This window comes from Cystobacter fuscus DSM 2262 (assembly GCF_000335475.2).
Taxonomy (GTDB): Bacteria; Myxococcota; Myxococcia; order Myxococcales; family Myxococcaceae; genus Cystobacter; species Cystobacter fuscus.
Genome location: NZ_ANAH02000071.1, coordinates 142,767 through 164,449, shown reverse-complemented (window position 1 = coordinate 164,449; position 21,683 = coordinate 142,767). Strand labels below are relative to the sequence as shown.

The following is a 21,683-nucleotide window of genomic DNA, read 5'->3' as shown; positions in this document are numbered from 1 at the left end:
GCATGTGTGGCCGCGTCACCATCCAGACCCCCGCCCTGGCGATCGCCCGTGAGCTGGGCCTCGCCGGCGTCCGCTCCGCCCTCGAGCGCCCCCGCTACAACCTCGCCCCCACCCAGCTGATGCCCGTGGTCCTCAACGACGGGGAGCGGATGCTGGACGCCGTGCGCTGGGGCCTCATCCCCTCCTGGGCCAAGGAGGCCTCCATCGGCAACAAGCTCATCAACGCCCGGGGCGAGACGGTGGCGGAGAAGCCCAGCTTCCGCTCCGCCCTCAAGCGCCGGCGCTGCCTGGTGCTCGTGGATGGCTGGTTCGAGTGGAAGCAGTCCACGAAGCCCAAGACGCCCTACCTCTTCAAGCGCGAGGACGGACGGCCCCTGGCCTTCGCCGGCCTGTGGGAGGAGTGGACCGCCCCGGACACCGGTGAGGTGCTGCGAACCTGCGCCGTCATCACCACGGGCCCCAACCGCCTCATGGCGCCCATCCACGATCGCATGCCCGTCATCCTGCGCCCGGAAGCGCAAGCGGTATGGCTGCGCCCCGAGCCCCAGGACGCCGCGGAGCTCCAGCCCCTGCTGGTGCCCAACGAGGACGAGCCCCTGGTGGCCTGGGAGGTTGGCCGGGTGGTGAACTCTCCCACCAACGACGTGGTGGCGTGCGTGGAGCGCGTGGCCAGCCAGCCCGCCCTCCTCTGAAGGTCCGATGAAGGTCCGATGAGAGCCCGAACGGGCTCTGGCGGGGCTCAGGCCGAGGCGCGGCCCTGCAGGACGCCATTGGACACCAGCAGGTCCACCAGCTCCTGGGTGGCGAGCACCCAGTTGTCGCGCACGGGCATCCAGCGCACGAGCGCCTTGGCGCGGCCCAGCTCCTGGTTGATGTGCTCCACGAGCGGATCGAAGAGCCGGGCGGGCTCCTCCCAGTCCGGCTCGCCGCCGACGATGACGTGCGCGCCGGGCTCGACGCGGAACCGGGCGACTCCGGGCACCGGCAGCACGGAGAAGCCCGGCAGGTGCTCCGCCGTGGCCTGTTCCACCCGGTCGAGCAGCCGCTCGTCCTCGAAGGGATGGGCCGTGTCCCAGGCGAAGAAGAGCCGCAGCTGGGGCTGGAGCGCCTCCAGGAGCGGACTGCCGGGACCCTCGCGCCACTGGTGGTCCGCGAGCGACTCGGGGGCCACGGCGACGCGCAGGCCACGGGCCTCGAGCCGCCGTGACAGCTCCTCCATCCGCCGCACCAGGGCCTCTGGCGGGGCGGCGCGCGACACCCACTGCACCTGGGACACCGTCTGTCCCCGGCGCACGCCCCTCACCCGGTCTCCCATCTGCAGCCGCAGGGGGCTGAGCTCCCCATCGCCCTGCTCGGGAAAGAGCCCACAGTGCAAGAGGCCCGAGCCGCCTTCCACGCGCAGCCGCGCGAAGCCGTGGGCCTCGTTGATGTCCTCGACGACGAAGGTCTCCGTGGGCCGCATGTGGCCATCCACCCCGGGGCCCCGGCCCCTCCGGCACGAGGCGGAGGCCCGGCCACCGGGGGAGGACTACTCGCCGAAGATCCGGCGGAAGAAGCGCACCACCGAGCTCGTCGCCGCCGTGTCCTCCGGGCGGCCCCGGGTATCTCCTCCCTTGCCGAGATCGACGGGATCCCGGTAGGCCTCCGGCTCCACGGAAAAGACGCTGAACTCGTCGTTGCCATCGAGGGCGGTGATCGCCTTGCGCGAGCGATTGCCTCGCGTGGGGGGTTTCTGGTTGGACATGGATCCAGTCTATTCTGATTTCGGCCCGCTGGCCATGCGAACCAGCCCGATGACGTACACTTCCATACTCGCCCCTCGAGTGGCCTCCGGGCGGACGAGCTTCACCTCCTCGAAGTGGGCACGCACCTCCTGACGGAATTCCTCGAATTCGCCGCCCATGAAGAGCTTGGCGACGAAGGCCGAACCCGGGCGGCCCCGGGTGACGGACACCTCGAGCGCCTTGCGGGCCAGCCGCAGGCTGCGCGCCTCGTCGGTGGTGCGGATGCCGCTCGTCTTGGGGGCCATGTCGGAGATGACGGCGTCGAAGGGCCCGTCGTACATCTCGCGCAGCTTGGCGTCGAAGTCGTCGGCCAGCACGTCCAGCACCGCCGTCTTCACGAAGGGCTGGGTGAAGGGCCGGATGGGCACGATGTCCACGCCGATGACGCGTCCCCCCGGCCCCACCGTGTCGGCGAGGATCTGCAGGAAGCCCCCGGGGGCCGCCCCCAGGTCGAGCACCGTGGCCCCCTTCTTCAAGAAGGGGTAGCGTTTGAGAATCTCGTCCACCTTGAAGGCGGAACGGGCGCGGAGACCCTCTTGCTTGGCTTTCTTGAAATAATGGTCTTTCGGACGGTAGGGCTTGCCCATGGCGGACGGGGTCCCTACCATCGGCTACTGTCTTCGCAAAGCCGGAGCAGTGAGGGGTTGTCTTCCAACCTCGGTTTCCTTGGGCTGGAGGGGACATGCGACTGTTCAGCGTGACGACTGCGGTGTGCGTGTGCCTGCTGTCCGCGGCGGGGGCGGGTGCGTCCTGGTACCGCGCGGAGCAGTTGCGCTCGGAGGCGGCCTGGTTGCTGGAGCGGAGCAAGGCCCAGGCCAGCGAGTACGCCGAGAGCTTCAACGACACGCTGGCCACGCAGCAGCTGGAGACGTTCGCCAGGCGGCGGGCGGTGCTGGAGCAGGCGTACCTGTGGCAGCGCGGCCAGACGCTGGGCATCCTGTTCGCGGCGGCGGCGGCGGCGGCGGCCTGGGTGCTGAGGCTGCTGCGCAAGCTCAACGGCGAGCTGGAGGAAGTCAGCGAGGACGTGCAGGTGGCCCAGGCCAGCGAGCCGGTGCCCGTGCCCCTGCATGCGCGCGTCCAGCGCTCGCGCACCTGAGTAGACTGAGGGCCTCTCCAATCGGGAGGTGAGGCATGCCAGGGTGTGCGCGGTGCGGAGGCCGGCTGGACATCGTGGGCACGCAGGTGGGGAGGCGCGAGACGTGCCCCCACTGTGGCGCGGCGCTGCGCAACTGCCGCAACTGCCGCCACTTCGACGAGGCGGCGGCCAAGCAGTGCAAGGAGCCCTTCGCCGAGGTGCCCTCGGACAAGGACGTCATCAACTTCTGCGATCTCTTCCAGATGGGCGAGGGCGGACGGCCCGACGCGGACCGGAGGGATGCGCTCCTGAGCGCCGCGGAGGCACTCTTCAAGAAGCGCTGAGGTTCACTTCCGGGGAGACGCGCTCCGGTGCACCTGGATGAGCTCCGCCACGATGGAGACGGCGATCTCCGCGGGCGTCAGCGCGCCGATGGGCAGGCCCATGGGTGAGCGGAGGCGTTCCAGTGCAGCCGCCTCCACGCCGGCCGCCGCCAGGCGCATCCGGAAGCGCTCCGCCTTGCGCCGGCTCCCGATGACGCCCACGTAGGCCGAGGGCTTGGGCAGCAGGGCCTCCAGCACCGCCTGGTCCAGGGGGTGATCGTGCGTGGTGACGCAGAAGCAGTCCCGGGTGTCGGAGCGCAGGGCGCGCGCGTGGTCAGCGGGATCCTTCAGGAGCACCTCGCACCCGGGGAAGCGCTCGGACGTGGCCCACTCGGGCCGGGCGTCCACCACGGAGACGCGGAAGCCCACGTGGAGGGCGAGCGCCGCCACCTCCCGGGCCACGTGCCCGGCGCCGAAGAGGGTGAGGCGCATGGGGGCCTCGTGCTTCTCGAGGAAGACCTTCATCCGGCCGCCGCAGCACATGCCCAGCTCGTGGGTGAGGTGGGTCTCGAGGGTGCGGGTGCGCTCGGGGGACGAGAGGAGCTGGCGCGCGGCCTCGATGATCTGGAACTCGATGGCGCCGCCGCCCACGGTGCCGCGCAGCGAACCATCCTCGAGCACCACCATCTTCGAGCCGGGCTTCTGGGGCGTACTGCCCGCGCTCTCGATGACCGTGGCGAGCACGAAGGCGCGGCCTTCGGCGATGAGGGTGGCGATCTCCGCGTAGAGGGTCATCCGAATCTCCGCAATCTACCTCACCCCCCGGGCCCGGACACGCTCCGCGGCACGCCAGGGTGACGAGGAAGAAAGCCGCACGACATCTCCCCGTAAGGAGAAGGGTCTAGGGTGGGAGACCATGTTCACGACTTCGCTTCTGCTGACCACCTTCCTGGGCGCCGCGCCCGCGATCACCACCCCACCCCCTCCCGCGACCCGGAAAGTCGTGACGTTCGAGGGCACGTGTGACGCGTCTGGCGCGGTGGAGCTCAAGGGCGGCCTGTTCCTCGTGGGGGATGACGAGAACAACGTGCTGCGCGTCTACGACGGCAACACCGGAGGCCCTCCGGTGCAGACCTTCGACCTGTCCTCCTCACTGGGGCTTCCCGCGGGGAAGAAGCAGGCACCCGAGACGGACATCGAGGCGGCGACGCCCCTGCCTCCTCTCTCCTTCTGGATGACGTCGCATGGGCGCAAGAGCTCCGGGAAGCTCGACACCAACCGCTTCCGCTTCTTCGCCACCCGTACATCTGAGGACGGCAAGGACGTGCGGCTCGAGGGCAAGCCGTACACGCGCCTGTTGGACGAGCTGCTCGCCGCGCCCCAGCTCAAGCCATTCGGCCTCGCCCCAGCCTCCCAGAAGGCGCCCAAGGAGGAAGGCGGGCTCAACATCGAGGGCCTGACGGTGATGGCGGATGGGAAGTCCTTCCTGATCGGCTTCCGCAATCCGCGGCCCCAGGGCAAGGCGCTCGCCGTCACGCTGCTCAATCCGCTGGAGTTGCTCCAGGGCAAGCCCGCGCGACTGGGCCCCGCGCTGCTGCTGGACCTGGGGGGCCAGGGCATCCGCTCCATGTCCCGGTGGAGGGGCCGCTACCTCATCATCGGAGGCTCCGCGTCCGGCAGCGAGGGCTCTCGCCTGTTCGTCTGGGATGGGAAAGCGGAGCGGCCCACGGTCGTCACCGGTGCCGACTTCTCCGGCCTCAACCCGGAGGCCTTCGTCTCGTACGAGGACAAGGACGAGATCCTCGTGCTCAGTGACGACGGAACCCACCTGATCGACGGCGTGGAGTGCAAGCGCTTGAAGGAGCCCGCCTCCAAGCGGTTCCGGGGGGTCTGGATCTCGCCCGCCGCCACCCCCTGAGCCCAGAAGCCATTCCGGGTCGGCCGCCGGGCACCATTTGTACATCAACGGTCCCGTCAAGCATCAGGAGTGATACTTTCGACCAAGCGTAATCAAAACCATCACTCCCCAGAAATAAGAGAAGAAACCAGCAGAGCCTGAGCCATTACACCCCAGACCTCCACCAATGGCTTGGCTCACATCCTCATCAAGGGGAGTCGAAACAACAAAATGGATCTCCGGGGAAAACTCGCTAGACGTATCGTTCTCATCCACGACCTGACCACGCAGTGAATGCGTGCCAGGATCCAGCCGGAAAGGCAGCTGAAAAGCCCACGAACTGTCCTCACCAACAGGGACGAAATTACCAACAGGAACGCCATCAACACTAATATACACCTTACCCTTAGCCAGAGCTGTTCCGGAGACCATGGGAGTCCTCGTATCCACGACCGACCCATCAACCGGCTCAGTAATACTTGGATGAAGTGGTGGCTCAATACTAACCTCCCACGTATACGTCACCGCATCCGTGGCCCCATTGCCCGCTTTATCCTTAGCTAGAACCGAAAGGGTATACTTACCATTTGCCAACTTATCGAAACTTACATTCCTTGGACAAGAGAAAGAAAGGCCACCATTGACCCCACCCTCAACAAACTGACACTCAAACGTAACGGCATCTCCCTCCTCTTCATCAGTAGAAAAAACAAAACTCGACTTTCGTGACTTATGCAACTCAGGCGATCGTGGCGGGCCCTTAATCGTCGTCACAGGGGGCTCCGTATCAATCACAAATTCCACGGACTCATCTACCCCATCCGGCGGCCACGAATGTTTCGCACGATCAACCGCCCTGGGAACCACCTTATAGTGGCCTTGATCGAGTTCCACTTTATCAGGCAGAAAGAAAAACCAATATCCAAACTTATCCGAAACCGCTACTCCGGAAACCACACCACTGGGACCACCCTCCTTGTCAACACTAATGGATACATTGACTCCAGCCTCAACAGGCTCGACCCGGCCAAAAAAGAAAGGCCTTTTAGTATTAAACAAATCATCATCAACCGAGGGCCGCTGGAACACAACGGCCTGAACGCTTGTGTCAACCTCCCATATGAACGCGTTGGAAACCTTCTCATTTCCCACATGATCAGTAGCCTTCACCTTGAAAACGTTAAAACCTTCCAAGGCCGTGAACCGATCAGCCCCGCAGCGCAAATAACCTGCGGCGCAACTAGAAAGAATAGGGTCGTAGCATTCATCAAAATCTAGCGTGGCATCGTCAGCAATCCCCCTAGCGCATTCGAATTTCTCTACATCGCCGGATGTGGACGAAAATTCAAAAACAGTCGATTTTGAATCAGAAACCAAGATTGGCTTGACATTAAAAACAATATCAGGCGGCGTCAGATCTACTCGAAAATCAACATACTCAGTCCTACACGAAGGCTTATCAGCCTTCGCATAAATCACATAATACTCATTGTCTTTGAATTCGCCGCCAGTCTTGCCTGGAGGACGATTGATGGTTACCGTCCAATACCCATGTTCATTGGTATCTGTCTCGGCAGCGAACTCACCAGGCTCTTCCCCGAAGAAGACTTTCACCCTGATGACATCTCCAGCGGAAAGTTTAGGGGCGTGCCCTTCGACAACCAAAGCATGTGTTCCATCTGCCCTTATGTAAATGTTGTCCTTTGGCGCATCAATCCCGAAATTATCACGAGCCTCACAAGCGTCAGCTTCATCGTGATTAGGGAAAAGCTGTCCCTCCATTTTCTGATATGCTTCTTGGTTGGCATGAATCACTGGTGGGGGGGGTGGGTTGCGCATGAGCCCAGAATCAACGAGGAGAGGGCACTTTCCATGAGAATCGGCCATAAGTGCCACGCGTCCGGAACCACCATCTCCACCGACACCACCTGGGCCCATGAAGTGGGTCCCAGCAGCGCCACCGGCGCCACCACGAGCCGAAACAACGTCGCACACCGCAGAACCAGTAAATCGCAAGGAGATACTGCCTCCTGCCCCGCCCCCTCCTGCTCCGCCAGTGCTCGCGGCTTCACCCTTCTCGCCATCAGCGGAGAGCAAGCCTGCCCCAATCAACTCTCGAGCACGAACAATGAGCCCTCCCCCACCAGAACCACCTCTGGGAACAAGCCAATCCACTCCATACCCACCCCCTGCCCCGCCGCCTCCTCCGAACACCAATGGGGTAGACATCGTATACACGATCTTCGTCCCCCCTGGCCCGCCCCACTTCAGACCATCTTCGCCCAACTCCACGACCCCAGCGCCTCGGATACCATCCTCTCCATTACCACCGCCTCCCCCTCCCGCCATCGGACAAAATCCCCCACTCCCTCCAGTTGACATGGCTTCACGACTCATTTCCGTGAAACCATACTGACTCACGACAGCACCCTCTCCCTTTTGCGCGCTTGGGCTCGTATCCACGACCATGCCCATGCAACTCATTGTCTTGAACGACTCCGGCACATGGCTGCCGCCACGGAAGCCGGCGCCCGTCGCGCTGATCTCTCCGTCATTGAGCAGAGTCTCGGTGGCAAGGAACGCGATCACCCCCCCCGTACGACCATTCCAGGGCACCGCGCGGAGGCTGGCTCCATTCTGGACATGAACTCGGGTGTATTCAGGAACCCGAATCACCTGGGTCACCTGATTCGCGTAGGGATGCTCCAGCGGTTCAGTCAACGTCAGCGACCCTTCTTCAACCCTCGCCACTCGAGCGAACTCCCACTGGCCCACGGCATCCTGGGGAACTGCCCGGGGCTTGGATGCCCCGGGTGAAGGCTCCGGCGCCAAGCCCATCACCTGCAGCACCATTACCAACTCGCCCGCTGAGAATCCGTTCGCATCCTCCACCAGCAGGACGTCATCTCCTGGAGCGACCGGCCCGATCACCTGGGCATAACGATTGATGACCTGGCCCACCTCCGTCACCGTCAGAGGCCCGTCCCGCCCAGTACCCAACCCAATCGAATCAGGCTCTTCAGCCAGAACCGGCACCGAGCCGAGCCCCACAAATAACAGCACGACCCGCAACCATGCATTCATGGGTTCACTGTCCTCGCGTCGTACGGGCCCTAGTCGGGCCAGATGATTTCGAACTCCACCCGGCGGTTCTTCTCTCGCCCGATGGACGTGGCATTGCTATCGATGGGCCGTGTATCGCCGTACCCTCTGGCCTCCAGCCGTTCCGGGGCCACACCCTTCTGGATGAGGTACGTCATCACCGCCACGGCCCGGGCGCGTGACAGTTGCAGGTTGGCATCGGGGGAACCCCGGTTGTCCGTGTGGGCCCCCACCGAGACGAGCGGAAACTCCGGGTGTTCGTTCATGACCTTCACCACCCAGTTCAGGAGGGCATACGAGCTGGAATCCAGCACCGGTTGAGAGGGCACGAACATGACCTTCACCATCAGGTCCATGCGGGCGCGCTGGAGCGTCACCATCGGCAATTCGTACTGAGGACAGCCATGGTTCTCCACGGTCCCCGCTACGTTGGGGCAACTGTCAAACCGGTTGGCGATGGTGTCCCCGTCCCGATCCGACTCCGGACAGCCTTGAAGCTTGGGCTCGCCCTTTTGCTGGGGGCACAGGTCGACGTCATCCTCGATTCCGTCGTCATCCTGGTCATGCTTCGGGCAGCCGCGCGAGTCCGGTGGGCCCGCCACGGTCGGACAGGAGTCCCGCTCATTCTCCACGCCGTCCCCATCGTCATCGGGCATGGGACAGCCTTTCCACGCCGCATCGCCCACCTCGTTCGGGCACGCATCCAGCGCATCCTCGATTCCGTCACCGTCCGCGTCCCGCCAGGGACAACCACTGCGCTCCAGCGTGCCCACCTCGTAGGGGCATCGATCCATACCATTACGGATCTGATCCGAATCCTCGTCGAGGTCGGGGCACTCCTCCGCCGTGTGCTTCAGGTCCGTCGAACAATTGACGGATGACTCCCCGGGCAGCCGCGGAGGCGTCACACCACCAAAAGCGGTCCCCACCATCACTCGGAACAACGGCGTTCCTGGCGCGACCCCCACCCCCACGCTCCCGAGCGCGAACACCTCCAAGGTGGGATTCACCAGGTAGCGGGGGCCCACCAACAACTCCACCGATCTCGGCTGGTTCACCAGGGGAACGGTTCCCGCCACGTTGAACTCCCACCGCAACCGCCGGCCCACCGTGGCCGCCACGACTCCAAAGCGCAGCTCGCTGCCGACCTCCGACCGTTCGATGGTGGCGTCGGCCGAAGGCTGGCTCTTCTTGCGCAGCAGCGCCCGGGCCTCCAGCGCCAGCCGGAACCAGCCGAGGCGCCGACCGAACATCAATTGCGGTGTGACATGCGCCTCGGACTCTCTCGAGAGCCCCGACGCATTGCCGAGCGGCAAGCCGACATCCAGCCCCAGCGCGAGGTCCGCCCACTTCCCGTCTCGCTGGGAAAGGAGCCCCCAGCGCGCGCCCAACCTCGGGGTAGACAGTCCATAACGAACCGGCGAATCGATTCCCTTGTCGATCAGATTCGTCCCCCGCTGGAAGGCCACCACGGGAACCTGCGCCTCCACCTCGAGCCAGTTCGTCAGGGAGTAGGCCGCCGCCAGGTGTGTGGTGAGCCGGTTCCCGACGATTTGCTCGACGACCCCACCACGGGACAGGACATAGGGGTTGTGCTGGTAGTGCCCCACGACAGACAAGCGCATGTCGCCCTGGGGTAACAACTCTCCCGTTCCCAGGAGGAGCGAGCCCGCGGCACCGGGATTCAGCTCCAGCCGTTCCAAGGAGACGCCTTGCGCTCCCGCGGGTCCCGCCACGAGCAGCAGGCCCACCGTCAGCGCGAGTTCTCTCGGAGACATGCCCCACACGGACTGGCCTCGAATCATGCCTCCCCCCCTCGCAGGATGTTCAGTCCGCTAGTGACAACCACCATGAGCCCGTTTCAATCAAAGGAAAACAAGGTTTTCGCGTCGGGCGAAGGGAAACCCTCACCTGCTGCTCGCGGAACCCAGACTGGTGCGGTGCTAAGGACGTACAGGTTTTGAAGTGTTCACAGCAAGTCCGCCAGCCCTATGACTCCGGGCATGGAGCCGAGAACGTCGTCTTCCGGACACTCCAGGCCGGGGCTTTGTTCACTTCCACCCACTGTCAATGACTCTTAAACGAATAGTGAAGCCGTTCGGGGTCGCCACCTTGCGATTTCGCGAAGACACATGTCATTCGTCGAACGCGCACAACAGACCGTGCCCTGGAGCCGCGTTCCTTCGTCCTCCAGTGGGCGGCGTGTCTGGCTGCTAGCGCGCGTGAACGTGGGGGGGGGCGGGGAAACGTGACGCGGAAGTCGAGGGGGCAATGCCAGGGGTTCGATCAGAGAAGCGACAGACAGGCCATGGTCTCGACCATCCGGGGCTCGCCCGGTTCGTGCTGCCTCTACTCATGGTGCTCGCCAGCACCGCTTGCTCGGTAAAGCGCTTCGAGGCGTGTGACAAGCCACCGCCATTCTATCTCCGACTGGAAGCCTCGGATCGCGTCAACCCTGATCCTCGCGGGCGATCCATGCCCACCCTCGTGCAAATCCTGCAACTCCGGGACAGCCTCCGCGCGGAGCAATCCAGCTTCCGCACCCTGTGGGACAAACCCGAAGCCCAGCTCAAGGAGGATCTCCTCCAGGTCGCTGAGTTCACCGTGGCGCCAGGCCAATCCGTGGAGCGGTGGATTCCGAGGGATCCCAAGACCCAGTTCGTGGTGGCGATGGGCCTGTTCCGTCAGCCCCTGGGCTACTCCTGGCGAACGCTGACGGTGCTGCCCTCCGTTCCCAAGAACCTCTGTACCGACGAGCCCGTGGGCCAGCGTGGACCGAGAACCACCGACGAGCAGCTGCGCTTCAAGCTCCAGGGCTACCAGATCGATCTCCTCCGTAACTCGTCCTCCCCCATGAACAACCCGGTCCTCGACGACCTGGAAGGCGGCGTGACGCCGCAGTGGAGCAAGTCATGAAGCCCCCGCAGCGCGTCGTCTGGTCAGAGGGGATGTTCATGAGTCCCCACCACATGCAGCAGCAGGACCTGTACCACGAGAACCTGGTCGAGGCGCGGCTGGGCTCCCTGTTTCCCTATACGTGGGGAGTGGTGTCCCAGGAGTTCGATCTGGAGGCGCTGCGCGCGGGCCAGGTGCAACTGCTGCGCTTCTCCGGAGTGCTGCCGGATGGCCTGCCCGTGAGCTTCTCGCGGGGGCAGGAAGAAGCTCCCGCGGCCCGGCTCGTGGAGGGGCACTTCGCGGTCGCCGAGCACACCCTGAATGTCTATCTGGGCATTCCCAAGGAGCGCAACGGGGTGGAGAGCTACGGCCCCAGTGGGCAGGTGGGGGCGAGCCCCCGCTTCACGCCCAAGAACCAGCCCATCAGCGACCTGCACGCCTCCACCTCGGTCATGCCGGTGTCCTTCGCGCAGCGCAACATGCGGCTGCTGTTCGAGAACGAGCAGCGTGACGACTTCGACGCCATCAAGATCGCCGAGCTGGCCCGGGACAAGTCCGGCAACCTGCTGCTCGTGTCGAACTACGTGCCGCCCTGTCTGCGCATCGACGCCTCGCCCTATCTGATGCACGAGCTGCGGCTGCTGCTGCGCCTGCTGGTCAGCAAGCAGCGCACCCTCTCCTCGCGGCGGCGGCACCGCAACGAGTCCGCGCTCGAGTTCACCGCCTCGGACGTCACGCTCTTCCTGGAGCTCAACGCCCTCAATGGCGTCATCCCCTACCTCCAGCACGTCCTGGAAGCCGGCAATGTGAGCCCGCAGCAGCTGTACCAGACGCTGCTGCGGTGCGCGGGCCAGCTGTGCACCTTCACCCCGGACGCGGATCCCTCCGCGTTGCCGACGTTCCAGTACACCCACCTGCGCGCCACCTTCGAGGATCTCTTCCGCCGCATCAACGAGCTGCTGCGCGCCGTGGCCCTGGAGCAGTGCCTGACGGTGTTCATGGAGCTCGGCGCGGACCGCATCTTCCGCGGGTCGCTCTCGGACGAGCGGATGGAGCGCTGTGGCCAGTTCTTCCTCACCGTGCGCAGCGAGCTGCCCGAGGCCCAGGTGGCCGAGCAGCTCCCCAAGCTCGTCAAGGTGGCGTGCGGCTCGGAGATCCGCGACATCGTCCATGCCGCCTCGCCGGGCGTGCCCATCAAGGTCACCTACCGGCCTCCGCCGGAGATCCCCGTGCAGCCGGGGACGTCGTACTTCACGCTCTCCGTGCAGGACGGCTACTGGAAGAACGTGATGCGCGAGCGCAACGTGGCCCTGTACCTGCCGCATCCCTTCGACATCAGCCGCACCACCATCGAGCTGCTCGCCGTGCCGACCAACGGCCAGTGAGCGCCATCACCGCCAGGCCACGGGGGGAGCGACATGGATCGAGTCAACGAAGCCACCAGGGACTGTTTCGACGTCATCATCCAGCTTCGACAGAAGGAGGCGAGCCAGGTGCCGCCTCCCGAGAAGCTGAGCCACAGCCTCCGGGGCGTCGTGGACGAGGTGCTGCGGCGGGCCGCGGCGCTCGGCTTCAGCCACCAGGACGCGCAGGACATGGCCTATGCCCTGGTGGCGCTGCTGGACGAGCTGGTGCTCGGCAAGTCCGATCAGTATCGCCAGTTCTGGATGACGCACCCGCTGCAGCTGCACTACTTCAAGGAGAACGTGGCGGGTGACGGCTTCTTCGTCCGGCTGAACGCCCTGCGCAAGGATCCCCACGGCGCGGAGGTCCTCCGGGTCTACTACCTCTGCCTGTTATTCGGCTTCCAGGGCCACTACCGCATCCGGGGCGGAGAGCTGGAGCTGCTCACGCTCATCGACACCGTGCAGAAGGAGCTGGAGCGGGCCAGCCCCTTCGACTTCAGCGTGCTCGCCCCCCACGGCGAGCGTCCCTCGGAGGTGTTGGCCACCGCCAAGCGGCGGGTCTCCCTGCTCGCCATGTCCCTGGGCGCCGTGGCCCTGGCGCTGCTCGTCTACGGTGGGCTCCTGCTCAGCCTGGACCGGGGCACCTCCGGGATGATCCACGAGATTGAGCTGCACCTGGCCAACATCACGAGGGCCACGCCATGATCGCCTCGCTCCTCGCCACGCTCCTGCTCGCCCTCATCTGGGGAGCCGTCTACAAGTTCGCCCTGGCGCCGTGGATGGGCCTGGCCGCCACGGGGGCCGTTCTCCTGCTGATGTTGGTGCGGACGTTCATTCGCCGCCGACGCGCGCGCAAGGCGGCGGCGAAGAAGATCGAGGACGACATCACCGCCCAGGCAGAGGAACAGGCCCGGACGGTGCGCCCGGACCTCCAGCCCGAGGTCCAGGCCATGAAGGCCGAGTTCTCGCGGGCGGTGGCCTCGCTCAAGAACTCCAAGCTCGCGCGCGGTGGCAGGGATGCCCTCGCGGTGCTGCCCTGGTACCTGATGGTCGGCCCGCCCGGGACGGGCAAGAGCACGGCCCTGCGCAACTCGGGCCTGAAGTTCCCCTACCTGTCGAGCAAGGGGGGCGGCGCCGTTCGCGGCGTGGGTGGCACGCGCAACTGCGACTGGTGGCTCACCAACGAAGCCGTCTTCCTGGACACGGCGGGCCGCTACACGACGGGCGAGGAGGATCGGGACGAGTGGATGTCCTTCCTCGACATCCTGGCGCGCAACCGCCCCAGCCGGCCCATCAACGGGCTCATCGTCACGGTGAGCGTGACGGATCTCATGAACGCGGACCCGCAGGCGGCCGGCGAGCTGGGCCAGCGCATCCGCGAGCGCGTGGACGAGGTGACGACCCGGCTCAAGGTCGTGGTGCCCATCTACGTGATGATCACCAAGTGCGACCTGATCAACGGCTTCGTGGAGATGTTCTCGGACCTGCCGCGCTCGGAGCGGGGACAGATCTGGGGTTTCACCGTGCCGTTGTCCGCCCAGCAGGAAGCGCCCTCGGAGCTGCTGCTCAAGCGCTTCGATGAGCTGACGGCCGTGCTGGAGCAGCGCTCCATCCGGCGCGTCGGGCAGGAGCGTCAGCTCGAGACGCGCGAGCGCATCTACCAGTTCCCCCAGCGCTTCGATGCCCTGCGCAAGAGCATGGTGGAGTTCATCCAGCCGCTGTTCATGGAGAGCGTCTTCCAGGACACGCCCGTGATGCGCGGGCTCTACTTCACCAGCGGCACCCAGGACGTGCGCCTCTCGGAGCGGCAGCAGGTGCGGGGGGCGGCGGCCGAGGTCTTCGGTTCCCAACGCAACGCGGTGGAGCAGACGGAGGGGCGCAGCTTCTTCCTCTGGGATGTCTTCAACAAGGTGATGTTCCAGGATCAGAAGCTCGCGGTGCGCAGCTCCATGGAGGAGATGCGGCTGCGCAAGCAGCGCTACACGCTCACCCTGGCCTTCCTGGCCACGGCCGCCCTGGTGCTGCTGCTTCCCGCCGTGTCCTACGTGGAGAACTTCGAGCTGGTGCGGGGCGTGCGTGACACCATCACCTCGGTGAAGCTCGAGGCCACGGACGACATCGGCCGGGTCGTGGAGCTGACGCCCCTTCAACGTCAGCTCGAGGTGCTGGACCAGCACCAGGTGAAGGGGCCGCCGTTCTGGCTACGCATGGGCATGTACCAGGGAGGGCGGCTCTTTCCCCTGGCCCAGTCGTTCTACAACGACCAGCTCAAGGGGCTGCTGCTCGGCAAGCAGCACGCGCGCATCAAGCAGGATCTGCAAAAATTCTCCGAACTCCAGGAGCGTCCCGAGTGGGCGCCCAGTACCGACACCTATGGGCGCAGCTTCAATGACTTGAAGATGTACCTGCTCATCACCCAGCCGCGCAGCATCCGGGAGCCGGAACTCGACGCGGACCACCAGTCCTGGCTCGTCTGGCAGATCGTGACGCACTGGCGGAACATCCGCGGGCAGGATCGGGACACGTCGGTGGAGGAGCAGATCGTCCAACACGCCAAGATGTACATCGCGATGATGGCCCGCGATCCCCAGCAGCTGGGCTTCGTCCGGGACGCGGAGGTGGTCATCAAGGCGCGCCGTGCGCTCAACCGCGTTCCGCTGGCGGAGCTGGAGCTTCAGCAACTCATCGCCGATGCGGCGCAGGAATTCCCAGACCTGGCGCTGGGCGACATGGTGGGCGCCGTGCCGGAAATGCGCTCTGGAAAGAAGGTGCGAGGTGCTTTCACCAAGCGGGCCTGGGACGACCGGCTCAAGCGTGTGCTGGACGAGTCCTTCCGGGAGCGGCAAGCCTGGGTGCTCGATCGTGACTCGAGGGAGGAAGAGAGCAACCTGAGGGCCGAGCTGCGCACGCGCTACTACCAGCAGTACATCGAGGAATGGAGCGACTTCCTGTCGTCGATCAGCGTCGAGGAGCCCCAGACCATCGACCAGACCGAGCGCCTGCTGACGAGCCTCACCCGTGGCGCGACTCCGCCCCTGGGCCGGCTCTTCCAGGCGGTGACGCACAACGTCCAGCTCGAGCCCCTGGTGGAGAAGGGCGCGGAGGAAAAGACTCCCACGACCAAGGAGAGAGTCATGGATTTCCTCATGCCTGATCCACGCAAGGGCGTGTTGGATTTCGATGACGTGGTGCCCGGGGGCGTTCCCCAAGCACCCCAGTACAGGCCGCGGAACGTGGCGGACCACTTCAGTGGCGTGAGCGCCTTCATCAACAAGAAGTTCGCCACGAACGACAAGGAAGAGAAGCTGACCCAGCTCGACTCCTACCAGGATCAGCTCCGCCTGGTGCTCGACACCATCCTGGTGGTCCGTGACAAACCGGGCGAATCCGGGCTGCTGCTGGAGAAGATCAAGACCACCCGCCGGGATGTGGAGATGCTCATCAAGGCCCAGGAGGGAAATCAGGCCCTCTTCACGAGGCTGCTCCTTCCCCCCCTGCGGGATGTGCGCGACATCGTCTTCCGCGACGTGTCCGCGAAGAAGAGCGAGCAGTGGTGCGAGGAGATCGTGACTCCCTTCATGAACGTCATGGGCAACCGCTATCCGTTCGCCAAGGACTCGGAGCAGGACGCTCCGTTGTCCGAGCTGTCCGAGTTCCTCCGCCCCGCCAATGGCCAGGTGAAGACCTTCGTGAAGAGCCAGCTCCAGGAGGATGTCATCCTGGATGGCAGGCGGTGCTCCCTCGCCCTGGGCTCCAGGGACATGTACAAGGAGGATTTGTGCCGCTATCTGGAACGGCTCAATTCCTTGTCGACGGCGCTGTTCCCCGGGGACGAGGTGCAGCCACTCGTGCGGTTCCAGATCCGCATCCGCGCGGGAACCTCTCCGGACACCTCGGCCTCGGAAATCGCCTCCATCAAATTCATCATGGACGGCACCGAGGTGCTCTACCGCAACGGCCCCGACAATATCTGGCAGCGTTTGATCTGGCCCGGGCAGGCCGGTGAATTGGGCGCTACCTTGCAGGTCGTCAACATCAGGGGCGATATGTCGGAACTCAAGGAGCCGGGGGAGTGGGGATTGTTCCGGCTGTTGGAGCGGGTGAAGAACATCGAGCCCAGCACGGACGGGCGCTTCTTCACCGCCACCTGGGAGATCCAGGAGTTCAACGGCGCCCAAGTCTCCGTCGACATCCGCCCGGAGCGGCTGGCCCACCCGTTCTTCGGAGCGGCGGGGAACACCTCCATGAAGTTGATGCAGTTGTTCCGGGATCCCAAGGTGCTGCCGCCGCAGGGAATCGCCTTGCGCGGCAAGGGCTGCCAGACGCTGATCGCCAACGACACGGTGCGCTGACATGCGCGCCCTCTCCGTCCGGGCCGGTATGGTGGGCAAGGCGCCCTGCCAGCCCGACTTCCTGAGGATCAACGCCGCCAGCCCCCTCGCCTTCCAGCTCCAGCGCTGGCTGGCGGAGGGGGTCGAGGCGGCCCGCGCCGCCCGCTGCGAGCTGCCCTCCGGGACGGCCTCCTTCCTGTTCACGGCCCCGAAGGAGAAGAACGTGCTGCTGGGGGTCTTCGCGCCGAGCACGGACGGCGTGGGCCGCGCCTTTCCCCTGGCGATCTTCACCGAGCTGCCCGCCTCCACGGCGGCCCACCGGCTCGCCCTGCTGCCCCTCGTCTTCCACCCCTTCCTCTCGGAGGGGGCCGCGCTCCTGGACGCCGCCGCGTCCATGGCGCTCCCCATGCTCACCGCGCGGGTGGACGCCCTGCCCTTCCCCCCGTCCGGAGCCTTCTCCGATGCGGAGCGGCTCTGGCGGGGAACCCTGGCGCGGCGGCGCGGCGCGGAGCTGCTCGAGCCCCTGCGCCGCCCCGAGGATCCGCCGGGTGGCGCCTATTACGCCTTCCACACCTTCCGCACGGCCTGCGCCGGGGAGCACCACCGGCAGCAGGGCACGGCGCAGGTCGTCCTCGAGTGTCCCGTCGCCCCCGGACTCGGACCCTCGGCGTGGCTGGAGCTCGCCACCCGGCTGTTGCACTGGACGTCCGCGCCTCCGGCCTTCGTCTGGTCCGGCGCGCCAGAGCCCCGCCTCCTGCTGTGCCTGGGCTCCATGACGCCCGATCTCTTCCTCCACCTCTCGCGCACCAGCCAGGGGGGACGCCGCGTGTGGCCCCTGCGGACTCCCCGCGAGGCCGCCATCGGCCAGGCCGCCCAGTCCCTGACCGAGCCCCAGCGCCAGCGCATCGACTCGCCCACCACGAACCTCGAGGAACTGCTCCACGCCCTGTCGTGCTGAGCCGCGCGCCCCCTCATGCCCCCTTCCCTCGAAGAGCTTCGCGAGCGCGCCCGGACCTGGACGGAGCCCATCTCCGAGGAGGCGCCCGCCGGCCGGTCCGCCAAACACGAGCCCGCGTACGATCTCGTCGCGCAGGAAGTGGCCCGGCTGGAGTCCCCCACGGGCACGCCCGTGAGCTGGAGCAAGGTGGTGGCCAACGCGGGCGAGCTGCTCCAGCGGAGCACCAAGGATCTCTGGCTCACCTCGTACCTGGCCCATGGGCTCCACGCCACCGAGGGACTCCGGGGCGCGGTGACGGGCGTGACGGTGCTCACCGAGGTGCTCGACCGCTACTGGCCCACGCTGTTTCCGGAGGCCCAGCGCCTGCGCGGACGCGTGAACGCCGTGAGCTGGTTCGTGGCCCGGATGACGGAGTCCCTGCCCTCGGTCCAGGTCACGGGCGAGGACTGGGAGTTGGTGGAGGGCCTGGAGACCGCCACGCGGAGGCTGGCGGAGGTCACGCGCGTCCGCTTCGAGGATCAGGGGCCCGTTCTGAAGCCCCTGCTGGAGGGCGTCGAGCGGCTGCGCAATCGCCTCCCCGCTTCCGCGACACCCCGCCCCCCACCTCCCCCCATGCCCGCGGCCGAGCCCTCGGCACGTCTGGCGGCACCTCCGGTTCCGGCCGCGCCGTCCCCGGTGCTTGCCTCGCCGCCCGTGCCTCCCGCGGAGCAGCCCGGAAGCCCGGACAACGTCCTGGACACCCTGCGCGGCCTCGGCGCCTCGCTGGCCGAGTCCGCCCGGCTGCTGCGCGAGGCGAACGCGGCGAACCCGCTCGCCTACCGGCTGCTGCGGGTGGGCCTCTGGTTGCACTTCACCCAGCCCCCCGCGCCCGGACCCGAGGGCAAGACACCGCTGCCCGCGCTCCCCGCGTCCCTGCGCGAGAAGCTGGACCGGCTGGAGACCCATGCGCGCTGGGCGGAGTTGCTGGAGGAAGCGGAGTCGAACCTGGGGCAGCACCGCTTCGCGCTGGATCTCCAGCGCTACGGCGCCGCCGCGCTGGCGGGCCTGGGGCCCACGCATGCCCCCGCGCGCGAGGCCGTGCGCCTGGAGCTGCGCGCGCTGCTGCAGCGGATGCCCGAGGTGTTGGGCCTGCTCGCCTCGGATGGGACGCCGCTCGCCGACGAGCGCACCCGGAAGTGGGTGGAGGCCGAGGTGCTGGAGCGCTCCGTGCCCTCGGCGCCCCTGCCGCGCACGACCGAGCGCCCGGAGGATGGCGCCGACACCCTGCCCCCGGACGTCCGGGAACTGCTCGCCGCGGACCGGGTTGCCGAGGCCCTCGCGCGGCTGCAACAACAGGTGACCACGGCCACCACGGGCCGCGCCCGCTTCAAGGCACGCCTCCTACTTGGGAGGTTGTGTGTCCTTTCCGGACAACACCTGATGGCACAAGCCCTTTACGAAACGCTCGTCGCCGAGAGCACCACCCAGGGGATGGATGAATGGGAGCCCCAGTTGTCCGCGGAGTGCCTGGAAGGACTCCTCCTCGTGACGCGCACTGTGCAAAAAAACACCTCTTCTCTTCCTCGCGAGTGCTGGCCTCACTTTATTCGTCTGTCAAAGCTTGACCCGGCCGCTGCTTTCCGTTTAGGACAGTAGACTCCTGGCAGCGTGACTCTTCTCCGCTCGCTCATCCTCGCTCGCGCGCAGTTCGTCCAGTACCCCTCCGTTCGCCGCGCTGTTTCTCCCCTCGACTCTCACCCAAAGGAGCACCCTGCCGATGAGCAAGGAAAGTTCTGTCGCGCCCACTGAACGCGTCAACATTGTCTACAAGCCCGCCACCGGCAATGCCCAGGAGCAGGTGGAGCTGCCGCTCAAGATCCTGACGATGGGGGACTTCACCCACCGGCCGGACCCGCGGCCCCTGGAGGAGCGGGCGCCCATCAACGTGGACAAGGACAACTTCAACGAGGTGATGGCGCAGCAGGAGTTGAAGGTGACGCTGTCGGTGCCGGACCGTCTGTCCAATGACAAGGACGCCGAGCTGCCGATGACGCTGGAATTCAAGACATTGGCGGATTTCTCGCCGGAGAGCGTCGTCAACCAGGTGCCGGAGCTCAAGACGCTGTTGGAGTTGCGCTCGGCGCTGCACGCGCTCAAGGGCCCCCTGGGCAACCTCCCCGCGTTCCGCCGCAAGCTCCAGTCCCTGCTGGGAGATCCGGACAGCCGGCAGAAGCTGATGCGCGAGTTGGGCATCCAGGACGAAACCACCCCCGAGAAGCAGTAATCGCCAGAGGGAAAGACACCCATGAGCACCGAGACGAATGTCCTGAAGAATGGCGGCCTCGCGGTGGAGACGGTGCAGACGAATGCCTCTCTGCTCAACTCCATCCTGGCCGAGACGCGGCTCAAGCCGCAGGACGAGGGCTATGACATCGCCATGCGCGGTGTGCAGGCCTTCATCACCGAGATGCTGTCGCCCCAGCGCTCCACCGAGGAGCGCGTGGACAAGGCGCTGGTGGACGCGATGATCGCGGAGGTGGACCGGCGGCTGAGCTCCCAGGTCAACGAGATCATCCACCACAAGGACTTCCAGGCGATGGAGTCCACGTGGCGCTCGCTGAAGTTCCTCATCGACAAGGTGGACTTCCGCGAGAACATCCGGGTGGAGATGCTCAATGTCTCCAAGGAGGATCTGCTCAAGGACTTCGAGGACGCGCCGGAGGTGGTCAAGAGCGGGCTGTACCGGCTCGTCTACTCGAACGAGTACGGCGTGTTCGGCGGCAAGCCCTACGGGCTCTTGTGCGGCAACTACGACTTCGGGCCGGGCCCCCAGGACATCGAGCTGTTGCGCAAGTGCGCGGCGGTGGCCTCCATGGCGCACGCGCCGTTCCTCTCCAACGCCAGCGCGGAGTTCTTCGGGGAGCCGAACTACCTCAACATGCCCAACCTGAAGGACCTCAACTCGCTGTTGGGAGGTCCCCAGTACGCCCGCTGGCACTCGTTCCGCGACAGCGAGGACTCGCGTTACGTGGGCCTGTGCCTGCCGCGCTTCCTGCTGCGTCTGCCCTATGGGGAGAAGACGATCCCCGTGAAGTCCTTCAACTTCCAGGAGGACGTGGTGGGCGAGCACGAGCGCTACCTGTGGGGCCATGCCTCCATCGCGCTCGCCAGCCGGGTGGCCGACTCGTTCGCCAAGTTCCGCTGGAGCCCGAACATCATCGGGCCCCAGTCCGGTGGCGCCGTGGAGAACCTCCCGCTGCACCAGTACGAGGCGCTGGGGGAAATCCAGACGAAGATTCCCACCGAGGTGCTGCTCACCGAGCGCCGCGAGTACGAGCTGTCCGAGGAAGGCTTCATCGGCCTGGTGTTCCGCAAGTCCGCGGACAACGCGGCCTTCTTCTCGGCCAACTCCGTCCAGCGCGCCAAGTACTTCGGTGGCACGCCCGAGGGCAAGCAGGCGGAGACGAACTACCGGCTGAGCACCCAGCTGCCCTACATGTTCATCATGAGCCGCCTGGCGCACTACATCAAGGTGCTGCAGCGTGAGCAGATCGGCAGCTGGAAGGAGCGCTCGGACCTGGAGCGCGAGCTCAACCACTGGCTGAGCCAGTACGTGGCCGACATGGATGACCCCGCGCCCGTGGTGCGCTCGCGCCGGCCGCTGCGCGCGGCCCAGGTGAAGGTGGAGGACGTGGACGGGCAGCCGGGCTGGTACCGCTGCAACATCCAGGTCCGTCCGCACTTCAAGTACATGGGTGCGTCCTTCACCCTGTCGCTCGTCGGCAAGCTCGACAAGGAATAGGCCCCCTCCGAGGGCCGCAATCCCAGACGGGCCGCCGCGGCGCAAAAGCGGCCCGTCCCGCCTTCCTCATGTCCGGAGCCGGTGCTCCGGCGCTTCACCCACCCCTACGTAACTGAACGGGAGAGCCCAAC

Annotated in this window: 18 protein-coding genes; 12 read left to right on the top strand and 6 right to left on the bottom strand. The window is 65.9% G+C overall.

Features of this window, described 5'->3' with window-relative positions; all coding sequences use genetic code 11:
- Nucleotides 1–2 precede the first annotated feature (2 nt).
- Nucleotides 3–692: an SOS response-associated peptidase gene (locus D187_RS46160; protein WP_002624189.1), complete on the top strand. Its 690-nt coding sequence runs from the start codon at nt 3–5 to the stop codon at nt 690–692.
- A 47-nt stretch (nt 693–739) separates the two neighbouring features.
- Here D187_RS46160 and D187_RS46155 read toward each other — a convergent pair whose 3' ends face one another.
- From D187_RS46155 to D187_RS46145, 3 genes are all read right to left on the bottom strand, one after another.
- Entirely contained in the window at nt 740–1,462 is a 723-nt protein-coding gene (locus D187_RS46155) for a hypothetical protein (RefSeq protein WP_002624188.1), read from the bottom strand.
- 66 nt (nt 1,463–1,528) lie between these two features.
- Entirely contained in the window at nt 1,529–1,744 is a 216-nt protein-coding gene (locus D187_RS46150) for a hypothetical protein (RefSeq protein ID WP_002624187.1), read from the bottom strand.
- Nucleotides 1,745–1,753: 9 nt separating this feature from the next.
- Nucleotides 1,754–2,392, bottom strand: coding sequence for an SAM-dependent methyltransferase (locus tag D187_RS46145; protein WP_043435177.1), 639 nt, complete (start codon nt 2,390–2,392; stop codon nt 1,754–1,756).
- 74 nt (nt 2,393–2,466) lie between these two features.
- On the opposite strand from D187_RS46145, the gene D187_RS46140 reads away from it, so the two are divergent.
- Nucleotides 2,467–2,880, top strand: coding sequence for a hypothetical protein (locus tag D187_RS46140; protein WP_002624185.1), 414 nt, complete (start codon nt 2,467–2,469; stop codon nt 2,878–2,880).
- Nucleotides 2,881–2,915: 35 nt separating this feature from the next.
- Nucleotides 2,916–3,203, top strand: coding sequence for a hypothetical protein (locus D187_RS46135; protein ID WP_002624184.1), 288 nt, complete (start codon nt 2,916–2,918; stop codon nt 3,201–3,203).
- A 3-nt stretch (nt 3,204–3,206) separates the two neighbouring features.
- On the opposite strand, the gene xdhC is transcribed toward D187_RS46135, so the two are convergent.
- Nucleotides 3,207–3,977: a xanthine dehydrogenase accessory protein XdhC gene (gene xdhC, locus D187_RS46130; RefSeq protein ID WP_002624183.1), complete on the bottom strand. Its 771-nt coding sequence runs from the start codon at nt 3,975–3,977 to the stop codon at nt 3,207–3,209.
- Nucleotides 3,978–4,098: 121 nt separating this feature from the next.
- Between xdhC and D187_RS46125 the strand changes: the two genes are divergently transcribed.
- Nucleotides 4,099–5,100: a DUF3616 domain-containing protein gene (locus tag D187_RS46125; protein WP_002624182.1), complete on the top strand. Its 1,002-nt coding sequence runs from the start codon at nt 4,099–4,101 to the stop codon at nt 5,098–5,100.
- 63 nt (nt 5,101–5,163) lie between these two features.
- Here the strand turns inward: D187_RS46125 and agmC are convergent, their stop codons facing one another.
- Together agmC and D187_RS46115 are read right to left on the bottom strand one after the other, a co-directional pair.
- On the bottom strand, nt 5,164–8,163 hold the full coding sequence (gene agmC / locus D187_RS56145) for an adventurous gliding motility protein AgmC (RefSeq protein ID WP_002624181.1): 3,000 nt from the start codon (nt 8,161–8,163) through the stop codon (nt 5,164–5,166).
- 29 nt (nt 8,164–8,192) lie between these two features.
- Nucleotides 8,193–9,986: an OmpA family protein gene (locus D187_RS46115; RefSeq protein WP_002624180.1), complete on the bottom strand. Its 1,794-nt coding sequence runs from the start codon at nt 9,984–9,986 to the stop codon at nt 8,193–8,195.
- Nucleotides 9,987–10,452: 466 nt separating this feature from the next.
- On the opposite strand from D187_RS46115, the gene tssJ reads away from it, so the two are divergent.
- From tssJ to tssC, 8 genes are all read left to right on the top strand, one after another.
- Nucleotides 10,453–11,097: a type VI secretion system lipoprotein TssJ gene (tssJ, locus tag D187_RS46110; protein WP_002624179.1), complete on the top strand. Its 645-nt coding sequence runs from the start codon at nt 10,453–10,455 to the stop codon at nt 11,095–11,097.
- Nucleotides 11,094–12,461 (top strand): type VI secretion system baseplate subunit TssK, encoded by a 1,368-nt coding sequence (gene tssK, locus D187_RS46105; RefSeq protein WP_002624178.1) that lies wholly within the window; start codon nt 11,094–11,096, stop codon nt 12,459–12,461. Before tssJ ends, tssK begins: the two co-directional genes overlap by 4 nt.
- 33 nt (nt 12,462–12,494) lie before the next feature.
- Nucleotides 12,495–13,187 carry a DotU family type IV/VI secretion system protein gene (locus D187_RS46100; RefSeq protein WP_002624177.1) on the top strand — a complete coding sequence of 231 codons (693 nt, stop codon included), beginning with the start codon at nt 12,495–12,497 and terminating at the stop codon, nt 13,185–13,187.
- Nucleotides 13,184–16,834: a type VI secretion system membrane subunit TssM gene (tssM, locus tag D187_RS46095; protein WP_002624176.1), complete on the top strand. Its 3,651-nt coding sequence runs from the start codon at nt 13,184–13,186 to the stop codon at nt 16,832–16,834. Before D187_RS46100 ends, tssM begins: the two co-directional genes overlap by 4 nt.
- Nucleotide 16,835: 1 nt before the next feature.
- Nucleotides 16,836–17,771 (top strand): type VI secretion system-associated protein TagF, encoded by a 936-nt coding sequence (gene tagF / locus D187_RS46090; protein ID WP_002624175.1) that lies wholly within the window; start codon nt 16,836–16,838, stop codon nt 17,769–17,771.
- 15 nt (nt 17,772–17,786) lie between these two features.
- A complete protein-coding gene (gene tssA, locus D187_RS46085) occupies nt 17,787–19,406 on the top strand; it encodes a type VI secretion system protein TssA (RefSeq protein WP_002624174.1) in 1,620 nt (539 codons plus the stop codon).
- Between the two features lie 121 nt (nt 19,407–19,527).
- Nucleotides 19,528–20,034 carry a type VI secretion system contractile sheath small subunit gene (gene tssB, locus D187_RS46080; protein WP_002624173.1) on the top strand — a complete coding sequence of 169 codons (507 nt, stop codon included), beginning with the start codon at nt 19,528–19,530 and terminating at the stop codon, nt 20,032–20,034.
- 21 nt (nt 20,035–20,055) lie between these two features.
- The gene (tssC, locus tag D187_RS46075; RefSeq protein WP_002624172.1) at nt 20,056–21,552 is read left to right on the top strand and encodes a type VI secretion system contractile sheath large subunit; all 1,497 of its coding nucleotides are present in this window, start codon (nt 20,056–20,058) and stop codon (nt 21,550–21,552) included.
- Nucleotides 21,553–21,683 lie beyond the last annotated feature (131 nt).